This is a genomic window from Psychrobacter sp. AOP3-A1-26 (assembly GCF_052378235.1).
Classification (GTDB): Bacteria; Pseudomonadota; Gammaproteobacteria; order Pseudomonadales; family Moraxellaceae; genus Psychrobacter.
The window spans coordinates 1-10,884 of the sequence record NZ_JBQSXN010000098.1; the positions used below are offsets into that span (position 1 = coordinate 1).

At 43.2% G+C, this 10,884-nt stretch carries 10 protein-coding genes; 3 read left to right on the top strand and 7 right to left on the bottom strand.

Annotated features, from left to right (window positions below; all coding sequences use genetic code 11):
- Positions 1-240: 240 nt before the first annotated feature.
- A complete protein-coding gene (locus tag ACT3TU_RS12450; RefSeq protein ID WP_192529576.1) occupies positions 241-2,439 on the bottom strand; it encodes a malate synthase G in 2,199 nt (732 codons plus the stop codon).
- Positions 2,440-3,044: 605 nt separating this feature from the next.
- Here ACT3TU_RS12450 and ACT3TU_RS12455 point away from each other — a divergent pair.
- Positions 3,045-3,746 (top strand): tRNA-(ms[2]io[6]A)-hydroxylase, encoded by a 702-nt coding sequence (locus ACT3TU_RS12455; RefSeq protein WP_192529575.1) that lies wholly within the window; start codon positions 3,045-3,047, stop codon positions 3,744-3,746.
- A 254-nt stretch (positions 3,747-4,000) separates the two neighbouring features.
- On the opposite strand, the gene ACT3TU_RS12460 is transcribed toward ACT3TU_RS12455, so the two are convergent.
- The 6 genes from ACT3TU_RS12460 to mtgA all read right to left on the bottom strand — a co-directional run bounded on the left by ACT3TU_RS12460 (position 4,001) and on the right by mtgA (position 8,903).
- Positions 4,001-4,201, bottom strand: coding sequence for a hypothetical protein (locus ACT3TU_RS12460; RefSeq protein WP_192529574.1), 201 nt, complete (start codon positions 4,199-4,201; stop codon positions 4,001-4,003).
- A 90-nt stretch (positions 4,202-4,291) separates the two neighbouring features.
- The gene (locus ACT3TU_RS12465) at positions 4,292-4,822 is read right to left on the bottom strand and encodes a hypothetical protein (RefSeq protein ID WP_225735356.1); all 531 of its coding nucleotides are present in this window, start codon (positions 4,820-4,822) and stop codon (positions 4,292-4,294) included.
- A 135-nt stretch (positions 4,823-4,957) separates the two neighbouring features.
- Positions 4,958-5,206, bottom strand: a complete 249-nt coding sequence (locus ACT3TU_RS12470; RefSeq protein WP_192522835.1) for a hypothetical protein — start codon at positions 5,204-5,206, stop codon at positions 4,958-4,960.
- Between the two features lie 57 nt (positions 5,207-5,263).
- On the bottom strand, positions 5,264-5,434 hold the full coding sequence (locus ACT3TU_RS12475; RefSeq protein WP_192522834.1) for a hypothetical protein: 171 nt from the start codon (positions 5,432-5,434) through the stop codon (positions 5,264-5,266).
- Between the two features lie 365 nt (positions 5,435-5,799).
- Positions 5,800-7,992 (bottom strand): polyphosphate kinase 1, encoded by a 2,193-nt coding sequence (ppk1, locus tag ACT3TU_RS12480; protein ID WP_192529578.1) that lies wholly within the window; start codon positions 7,990-7,992, stop codon positions 5,800-5,802.
- Between the two features lie 224 nt (positions 7,993-8,216).
- Positions 8,217-8,903 (bottom strand): monofunctional biosynthetic peptidoglycan transglycosylase, encoded by a 687-nt coding sequence (gene mtgA / locus ACT3TU_RS12485; RefSeq protein WP_192522832.1) that lies wholly within the window; start codon positions 8,901-8,903, stop codon positions 8,217-8,219.
- Between the two features lie 293 nt (positions 8,904-9,196).
- Here mtgA and ACT3TU_RS12490 point away from each other — a divergent pair, with 293 nt between their 5' ends.
- Both ACT3TU_RS12490 and ACT3TU_RS12495 read left to right on the top strand, forming a co-directional pair.
- A complete protein-coding gene (locus tag ACT3TU_RS12490; protein ID WP_192529573.1) occupies positions 9,197-9,535 on the top strand; it encodes a glutaredoxin family protein in 339 nt (112 codons plus the stop codon).
- Positions 9,536-9,609: 74 nt separating this feature from the next.
- Positions 9,610-10,854 (top strand): alpha-hydroxy acid oxidase, encoded by a 1,245-nt coding sequence (locus tag ACT3TU_RS12495; protein WP_225735355.1) that lies wholly within the window; start codon positions 9,610-9,612, stop codon positions 10,852-10,854.
- The last annotated feature ends 30 nt before the right edge of the window (positions 10,855-10,884 follow it).

The window sequence follows — 10,884 nt, forward strand, 5'->3', positions numbered from 1 at the left end:
TAATTAACTTATATCGTGTTAGCTATAGTTCATAAACATTGATATAGGAAATCTCTTATATGCCTAAATAGAGACAGTGCTTATCGTTTAACAGCATTACTAACTATTTCTGGCTATCGTAATGCCTGTTTTTTAAGTATCAAATTTTAAGCATCAAAATAAAGCGCTACTTATGTATAAATAAGTAGCGCTCATAAAAATCACAAGTTTTTTAATAGATTATGTGCCCAACATACCGATTTAGATGCTGGCTTTCAGGTCAAGTCGTGCTTGATGCAATAGTGGCTCAGTATAACCACTTGGCTGCTCGCGACCTTTAAAGACCAAATCACAAGCGGCTTTGAAGGCATAAGAGTTATCAAAATCATTCGCCATTGGTCGATAGTCAGCATCACCAGCATTTTGCTCATCGACGACTTTTGCCATACGTTTCATCGCCTCCATCACTTGCTGCTCACTGACAATACCGTGATGTAACCAGTTGGCAATGTGCTGGCTGGAGATACGCAACGTTGCGCGGTCTTCCATCAAACCAACATCATTGATGTCCGGCACTTTAGAGCAACCAACGCCTTGGTTTACCCAACGTACGACATAGCCTAAAATGCCCTGAGCGTTGTTTTCTAGTTCTTGTTGTTTCTCTTCCTCTGTCCAATTGGTGTCTTTTGCCAAAGGAATGGTCAAGATATCATCTAAGCTGGCACGCTCGCGTGATTTTAGACTGTCCTGAACATCAGCGACATTCACCTGATGATAGTGCATGCTGTGCAAGGTTGCCCCTGTTGGTGACGGTACCCATGCGGTACTAGCGCCTGCTTTTGGATGCGCAGCTTTGGTGTCCATCATCTCCTTCATCTCATCAGGCTTCGCCCACATGCCTTTACCGATCTGAGCATGACCTTGTAGACCTGTTTCAAGTCCGACATCAACGTTCCACTGCTCATACGCTGGTTGCCATGCTTGCGACTTCATATCACCTTTACGCACAAATGGTCCGGCGTTCATGCTGGTATGCATCTCGTCACCAGTACGATCCAAGAAACCCGTGTTAATAAAGATAATGCGCTCTTTTGCTTGGCGAATGGCCTCTTTTAGGTTGACCGTCATGCGGCGTTCTTCATCCATCACACCGATTTTTATGGTATTACGTTCTAAGCCTAATAAATCCTCTGAAGCATCAAACAAATCATTGGCCATTTTTACTTCTTCAGGGCTGTGCATTTTTGGCTTAACGATATACATCGAGCCTTCACGTGAGTTTGATAGCTCAGTTTTACCTTTTAAATCATTCAAAGACAATAGCGGGGTAATCAGTGCATCCATCAAACCTTCGAATATCTGTTCTTGACCGTTACCCAAGTCAACTAAAATGGCAGGGTTTTGCATCAAGTGACCGACGTTACGGAGCAACAATAGCGAGCGACCCGGTAAGGTAAACGAGCTACCATCTGGCGCGGTATATTCACGGTCTGGGTTTTGTTTGCGCGTACGGGTTTTGCCCCCTTTTTCAAAGGTCTCTTGCAAATCACCATTCATCAGTCCTAGCCAGTTATGATAGGCTTCGACTTTTTCTTCGGCATCGACAGCAGCGATTGAATCTTCACAATCCTGAATAGCGGTAATTGCTGACTCTAATAATACGTCTTTAATATGTGCTGGGTCATCTTTACCAACGGGATGACTGCCATCGATTTGAATTTCAGCATGCAAGTTATTATTCTTTAATAGGATAGCCGTTGGGCTATCTGCATCACCAACGTAACCTGAAAACTGTGCGGCATCTTTTAGTTGCGTGCTGCTATCACCTTGAGCAACTTCAAGCGTGCCATCAACCACTTTAAAGCCAGTCGCATCGTTATATGAACCTGATGCTAGCGCAAAGCTTTCATCTAAGAATTTTTTGGCGTAGGCCACAACAGCTGCGCCGCGAGTTGGGTTATAGCCACCCTTTGCTTCTTGACCATTGTCATCACTGATGACATCCGTACCATATAGAGCGTCGTACAAACTACCCCAACGGGCGTTGGTCGCGTTCAGTGCATAGCGAGCATTACGTACTGGAACAACCAGCTGCGGTCCAGCAATCTTTGCAATCTCGTCATCGACATTTTCGGTGCTGACTTTGAAGTCATCGCCTTCTGGCAACAGATAGCCGATTTCTTGCAAGAATGCCTTGTAAGCGGGGTAATCAATCTCACCATTTTGGGCAGGATTGTCTAGATGCCACTGATCAATCTGCGCTTGAATTTTTTCACGAGTCTCTAGTAGCGCCTTGTTACGTGGGGTAAATTCTTTAATAACCTTTTCAAAACCCGACCAATAACCGTCTGAATCAACACCGACTTTCGGTAGCACTTCGTTTTCAATAAAGTCATACAATTGCTGATCAATGGCAAGAATACCTTTTTGAATACGATTGACGTTAGAAGACTGGCTCATGTTGTTATCCTTAATCTGTTCGTGAGGTGAGTTAGTGCTAAGTTGTGACCGTAACGGTTTGAAAATGCTAAATCTCAAATTTGGCTGAAATAAATAGCAAACATGACAACGCAAAGTATCAGCTGTTATTGAGCAGCCAATTATCCAATAATATAGTGTCTATTCCATAGACTAGTGGTGATTTTCGACTGCCTTTAGCCAGACCTGTCTACAAATATGATGTTTTGCTACAGGATTGGCAATTGTTATACTGCATGCCACTGACCACTAAGTGACAATCAATAGTAAGACAAAATGCCCGAAAAGCAAAATACCATCCTACTATCAAGTAATAAAATAAACAGGAAAATGGTATTCACCAAGTAAATAATGAAACTATATAATATATGATAAGCCATAAAGCGTAAGCCTTATACATCATTAGCAATACTTGATAGTCACTGTTTTATACGCTAATTATAAACTGTAAGTAATCATTTCAATACCTATTTATGCTTAACCGTTATCTATTAATGAATATCCGTTAGAATATATCGGACACAATAAATGATGTTGAATAGGTCATTTATTGTGTCCATCACCCGTAAATAGAGCCCATTTAAACTATGACTATAAATCAGAAAAGCCCCTCAATACCACAGACATCAATAGACGATATTAAAGAAGATAGCGTCGATATCACCCAGTTACGCACACCCATAAAAGTAGACTTGTCACCTATCTATAAATTTTTGGGCGCTAGAACCACACAATCTTGGGTTGAGGCGGCTCTCGCGAACTTGCCGTTAATCATTCAGGATCATGCCAATTGCGAAAAAAAAGCCGCTGGTACCGCGATGAACTTGATATTTCGCTATGAGTTTTCTTATGAACTACAGCGTAAATTGGCACAGCTGATACGTGAGGAGATGCTACATTACGAGCAAGTGCTCGGCATCATGAATGAGCGCGGTCAGGTCTGGGAATATCTGAGTGCAGGCCGCTATGCCAAAGGTATGCTAAAGCATAAACGTACTTACGAGCCAGCAGCGATGGTAGATGTGTTGATTATTGGGGCATTTATTGAGGCGCGCTCTTGCGAGCGCTTTGCGGCACTTGCTGAGGTTATCGATGATGAGCGTTTGGCTAAATACTATCGTTATCTATTAAAGTCAGAAAGCCGTCATTTTGAGGATTATTTGGCACTGGCACAATCACTATCTGAGGAGAATATTGATGAGCGTGTGGCATTTTTTAAAGCAATAGAAGCAGAGCTAATATCAAGTCCAGACACTGAGCTACGTTTTCATAGCGGCTCCCCTGCTTAAAGGCAGTCAAAATATCTGAGAATTACTACAGTGCTACTGGGATGAATTTTGCGCAGCCTCTGCGTATGCAGCACGCTAGAAAAATTTATACCAATAGCACACTAATACAGCCGTATCAGTTTTAGTGTTCATCACTATATATAGCGTCAGCTATCGCTTTGTCAAAAAAAGTGAAGTAACGGATTAGAGTATTGAACTCGATCAGTTACTTCACTTTTTTACTTCTATTTAATTTCGCTTATTACAATAAATGGTTATTTGTCGTCTTCCATTAACGAGCTATCATACTGTTTGGTGTTTTTGGCAACATTATGCGGGTCATGGTCGTCAGTGACTCTTTCTGCCGCAGCTGGATTGACTTTTTGCAAGGCATCATCAGGAACGATACCATTGTTATCGTCTGCATCTTTTAACTCATGATTGTTATTGACTGTATTATGGTCTGTCTTATTCATAATGACTCCTTATAGCAATTTATCGCAATGTTTTTATCGCAAAATTTCTTCTATATAACCTGCGATTTCTAGAGTACTGCAAAAGGACTATCAATCCTTGTCGTCAGGGTTTAGTACACGTGTCTGGGCGTTATCAACGCTTGCATAGCGATTCCTATCGTTTATCTCTGTGCTTTTAGAAGCATCATCAACAGTCGTATGTTCATTGACGCCTTCATCAAAAGCATTGCCTTCTTGGTCACGGCGATCAGGCTGACGTGCAGGATTGTCATTATCATTTACGTGTTTTGAGTCAAAGACCCCTGTTTCAAACGTTTCCGTTCCTTTGTTGATAGTTGTATCATCTACAATACTATCGTCGGTAGACATCACATTATAACTATCATGGTGGATATCTTCGTGCATATGGTCACCATGCTCGGCATCATCACTGGCGTATCTTGTACCAATGACTGTTTCTTGGAATGTCTGGGTACTTTTATCCTCGTTATCATGACCTAGGATATTATCGGCGATACCATCATGTGTCCTATCATTATGAATCTCATGATGATCGACCTGGTCATCGACAGGCGTTTTAGTCAACGCGGGGTCTTTGGTTTGCATATCTTTATTTTGCATAGTGATATCCTTATATTTTAACTCAGCTTTGTTATTATTTTATTGGCCACTAGATGTCTGACAACGCTTATTCATAAAGGCTCATTTTTATAAAGGCTCATTGATATAAGATAAAATAGTCACTTATATGAGAACTTACTTCTCGCTTTCTTGACTCAAATCATGAGCATCTAAATCTGCAACGTTTTTGCCGCCTGCTGGTAAATCCTCTTCCTTGCGCGGATCAGAATATATCTCATCGGTTTCTTGCGACTCTTGTTGTGGACCATCAATATCGGGTTCATGCTTACGTCCTTCATAGCTATCTTGGCTATTTTTTGGATGTAGTAGAGATGGGTCATCGACCAATACTTTTTCTTCATTGGTATGTCTATTAGCTGTCATAGCGTATCCCTCGCGTTGGTATATTAATTTTTTTAATCCGAACGTCTAGAGCAGTCACTACTTATCCGTGCGCAAATCCTCTTCAATAAAAGAAGTTTGCTCTTTCTCACTCAGCTGTTCAGGTGTGTCCGCTTGTTTATTGTCTTTTAGGTTTTTCTCAATTTTCTGACCGTCAGCTTGTTCTGCTGCTTTTTTGATATCTGACGTATCGTTCGTTGTATTACTCATAATGACTCCATATTTTTATAATCGGTTAACTGATATAGTTAAAATACTTTAAAAGCGCTACGATACTGCGGGTATAGTTTTTTTGCAGCCTCTGTCTGCGTAGGCACAGCAAGCAAGAAAAAACGGTACCCGCAGTACGTGATGTGATGTAGCGATATTACTTCTCACTGACTATATTAAGTATAAGGAGAATACTGAGTAATGCACCAGTGTACTGCCGTATCAATATGTGAATAAATGTGAGGTTACAAGACAGTTTGTAACTCGTATACACGGCACAATTAATTAAAGCCAAGTATAGATATCTATGCTTGGCTTTAATTAATGAACTTTAATTGTATAAACTCTGAGGTTAAAAAGGCTGGCTAGACTGTCTCTCCCACCCCACTGACAACTTTTAATAAATACTCTTGGGCGCTATGCGGTACCTCATCCGCTGCTGGCTGAAGCTGCTGCCATACACCATCACCATCAAGCGTCCAAGCCTGGGTATTATCTTTTAGGTAATTCAGCAAGCCATCTTCATAGACCTGCTTAAACAGCTTTTTATCTTCAATCGGAAACGCCACTTCGACTCGATGGAATAAATTGCGATCCATCCAGTCGGCACTACCGCAATATAAGCGCTCGTCTCCGTTATTATAAAAGTAATAAATGCGCGTGTGCTCTAAAAAACGACCAATGACAGAGCGCACAGTGATGTTTTCGGACAGCCCTTTTACTTGTGGGCGTAGACAACACATAGAGCGCAAAATCAGCTCAATTTTGACCCCTGCTTGCGAGGCATCATATAGCTTGCCAATCAAACGCCGTTCGGTTAGGGCGTTGACTTTGACGATGATATGAGCGCGCTTGCCAGCCTTGGCATGAGCGATTTCATCATCGATAAAACTCATTAGTTTTTCATGCAGCGTAAAGGGCGCGTGCAGGAGCTTTTTGAGGTTGGCAGGTTTGCCCATACCAGTCAGCTCTTGGAATATCTTATGCACGTCTTCTGAGATGTCAGCATCTGCGCTAAACAAACCATAATCAGTATAAACTTTGGCATTGGCGGCGTGATAGTTGCCCGTCCCTAAATGCACATAGCGGCGGATTCTGTCGTCCTCACGGCGCACAATAAGCATGAGCTTGGCATGGGTTTTGTAACCGACGATGCCATACACCACAACTGCCCCTGCTTCTTGTAAGTAGTTGGCAACCGCGATATTAGAGGCTTCATCAAAACGGGCGCGCAACTCGATGACGGCAGTAACTTCTTTGCCATTACGGGCAGCGGCGGCCAGTGCTTTAACGATTTCTGAATTGGTGCCTGAGCGATACAGCGTCTGCTTAATTGCCAACACTTTTGGATCGCTGGCGGCTTGCCACAATAGATTGATAATGGGCGAAAACGCATTGAAAGGATGGTGTACCAGCACATCTCTTTTGCGCATAGCCGCAAACATACTGGTCGATTTATCCAGCTTATCCATCTCACGGCGGAACACTTTTGGCACGACATGAGTAAAAGGCTGATAACGCAGTGCTGGAATATTAAAATCAAACAACAAACGCGTTAAGTTGACAGGGCCATTGACCCGGTATAGCTGATTATCATGCAGATCAAACTCATTGAGCAAGTAATCACTAATAGGTACCGGACAGTCAGTAGTCACCTCTAAACGCACTTTATCACCAAAGCGGCGGTTTTCTAGCTCGCCTTCTAATGCTTTGGCAATATCCTCGACATCATCTGCCAAATCCAAATCGGCATTGCGCGTCAGCCTAAATTGATGGCAGCCAGTGACATTCATCCCAGGAAATAGCTCACCAATGTGCTCATGAATGATGGCCGATAGCATCACGTGGTGCTCTTTGCCGCCCGTTAGCTCATCGGGTAGACGAATCACCCGCGGCAAACTGCGCGGTGCAGGTACAATCGCTAGATTGATATCGCGACCAAAGGCATCTTTGCCCTCTAATGTAGCGATGAAGTTTAGGCTCTTATTGACCAAACGTGGAAATGGATGCGCAGGATCAATACTGATGGGTGTCAATACTGGCGATACTTGTTCAGTAAAATAACGCTTCATCCAAGCGGATTGCTCGGCATTGAGCTCGTCGCGCTTGAGATAACGGATGTCTTCCTTAGCGAGCGCTGGTAGGACATCTTCGTTAAGAATGCGATATTGCTCAGCAATTGCATCATGCGTTATCGTCGAAATTTCGTTCAGCACTTCACTGGGGCGCATACCGTGGGCGCTGGTCGAAATATCTGCAATATTAAGTTTTTGCATGATGCCAGCGACACGAATCTCAAAAAACTCATCGATATTTGACGAAAAGATAATTAAAAAGAACAGGCGCTCAAGGAGCGGATGGTGAGGACTGGCGGCCTGCGCTAAGACACGAAGATGAAACTGTAATAAGGACAAGTCACGATTGATATAACTGCTGGGTGAATAGCTGCCGTCTTCTGAACGCTGCCATGCAATCTGGGTTAGGTTGTCATTGTTATCTTTTACATTGGCCTGATTACTAACGCTATTAATGCTATTAAGCTCATTAACATCAATCATGTCATTGATGTGATTACCCTTGTCCTGCTTATCATTCACACCTACCATGTCATCGCTCCTTTTTTATTATCGATACGCCGTCATCTTTTTAAAAACAACATTTCCGACAACCGCTTTGTTAGCATTTTTTATTATCATCATGCTTATGAAATACTGCCACCATTTAACATCGCTGCCCGTTTAACTTTATAACAATTGAGGCGAGCAGTTACGCTGCTTATTAATTAAGCTGATTGTGGCAATGCCGCATTTTTCATCCGTTTTTTGATGATACGCTGTTTATTACGTAAGCGTCTATCGCTCTGATTGTCTTGATAGTACTTGGGGTTGGTCAGCATGGCGATCAGTAGCGCTGACTCATCACGGTTTAGATTGGCCGCCGATTTATCAAAGTAATGCTGAGCCGCGGCTTCGACACCATAAATACCATTGCCAAACTCTGCTACGTTTAGATAAGCCGTCAAGATACGCTGTTTGTCCCAAAGCGTTTCAATCATTACGGTAATAATGGCTTCCTCACCCTTACGCACATACGAGCGATGCGAAGTCAAAAACAAGTTCTTTGCCAATTGCTGGCTAATCGTTGAGCCACCAGCAGACATTTTACCCGTTTCTTCGTTTTTCTTACGCGCCGCCTCGATACCTTTCATATCAAAACCATTATGCTCACTAAACGTCGAATCCTCACTCGCTATCGCCGCTTGCTTGGCCGACTTGGCAATGGCATCATACTCTGCCCACGTTTGGGTGACTGTACCGCCTGTTAAACGATGGGTCAGCATAAACATGCTGTTATTAATGGGCTGGGTTTTCCAAATTAACAGTAGTCCAGCGACCAACACATGGAATGCCACAACCAACAACATTATTGCCAATAATAGCCGTTTGAAAAACTTGCCAAAACTTGCCATGCGCGATATCCAAATGATTAAAAAAGTAATAAAATAAAGTAGAACACTCTGAGTAGAAGCGTTTAAGTAACAAGCCGTCAGTGAAAACGCTACGCCAATCCTCATAAATCGGTAACGATAAACAGCAAGTCATCTTACCTAATCTCACAATCGCTGTCATTATTTACCCCACTTCTTTATCATGTCACAGCGTTTCGACAAAAACTTCGTAACAAGACGAAGCAATACTCACGTTTTGGATAAAAAGCTAAAAACAAGTACGGTGCGGCCAATATTAAGGCGAGAGAATAACTATGGACGATAATGACATAAAAGCATTGCGGGCGCGTATGATTGACGCAAACCCCAGCCTTGCTAGCGCTAAAAACGGTGCTAAAAATAGCGTTGATGATATTGATAAATGGTGGCTACTGGGAACCTCTGGCTGTCATTTATGTGATGTCGCTGAGCAGCTAATCATACAGTTTCAAGCGGTACAGCCTATCACTTATAAGATTGTCGATATCGCCGATTTCGATGAGCCGCTTATGATGGCGTTTGCCACCACTATCCCCGTTATTTTGACACCAACTCAACGCTTAAACTATCCGTTTTCCGTGATGGATTTGCAGCAATTATTAAGGGCTTCATAACAATATTAAATGCCTGATAAAACCAATAATCGCTTCTGGCATGCCAAGCGTAAAACTTTAGTAGCGAGAACGTTATGAAAGAGTTAAAGCCTGTTTTAAAGAAAAGCACTTTAAAGCAAACCACTTTAAAGCAAAGCACTTTAAAAAAAGTCACCGAAATCGAAGACTTGCGCCGTGTCGCTGAACGTAAAGTGCCGCGTATGTTTTATGATTATGTCGACTCAGGCTCATGGACTGAGACCACTTATCGCAGCAATGAGACCGACTTTGACCGTATTAAATTGCGCCAGCGGGTATTGGTCAATATGGACAACCGCAGTCTGGCAACGCATATGATTGATGAGCCAGTCAAGATGCCTGTCGCCATCGCTCCCACTGGTTTTACTGGCATGATGTGGGCGGATGGCGAGATTCACGCCGCGCGAGCAGCCGAAAAATTTGGCGTGCCTTTTTCATTATCGACCATGAGTATCTGCTCTATCGAAGATGTGGCAGAAAATACCAATGCGCCCTTTTGGTTTCAGTTATATGTCATGCGCGACCAAGAATTTATGGCCAATCTGATCCGCCGTGCCAAAGCTGCCAATTGCTCAGCACTGATATTGACCGCTGATTTGCAAGTATTGGGTCAACGCCACAAAGACATCAAGAACGGTCTGTCTGCACCACCGAAACCAACACTCGCTAATATATTAAATCTCATGACCAAGCCTGAATGGTGCCTAAATATGCTGGGTACTAAAAGACGCACCTTTGGTAATATCGTCGGTCATGCCAAAAACGTCGAGGATATCTCGTCACTATCAGCATGGACGGCCGAACAGTTTGACCCTGCATTGAGCTGGGACGATGTCGCCCGTATCAAAGATATGTGGGGTGGCAAACTTATCATCAAAGGCATTATGGAGCCTGAAGATGCTATCTTAGCTGCGCGTAGCGGTGCCGATGCGCTGGTGGTTTCAAATCATGGTGGGCGGCAGTTGGACGGTGCGCTCTCTTCTATCTCTGCCCTCGCTGATATTGTACAAGCGGTACACGCTGAAAACAGCAATATTGAGGTGTGGTTAGACAGCGGTATTCGCTCAGGTCAAGATGTACTAAAGGCCATCTCGCTGGGCGCAAAGGGCACGATGATCGGTCGCGCTTTTCTTTACGGCCTAGGGGCGTATGGTGAAGATGGTGTTCGCCGCGCGCTAGAGCTGATTTATAACGAGTGTGATATCAGCATGGCATTTTGTGGTCACACCGACATCAATCAAGTCACTAATGACATCTTGGTAAAAGGTACTTACGAAAACCTTAAAACTAACCACCTTTAAGCCTGCTCAACCTGCGTCGCTATAAATAAA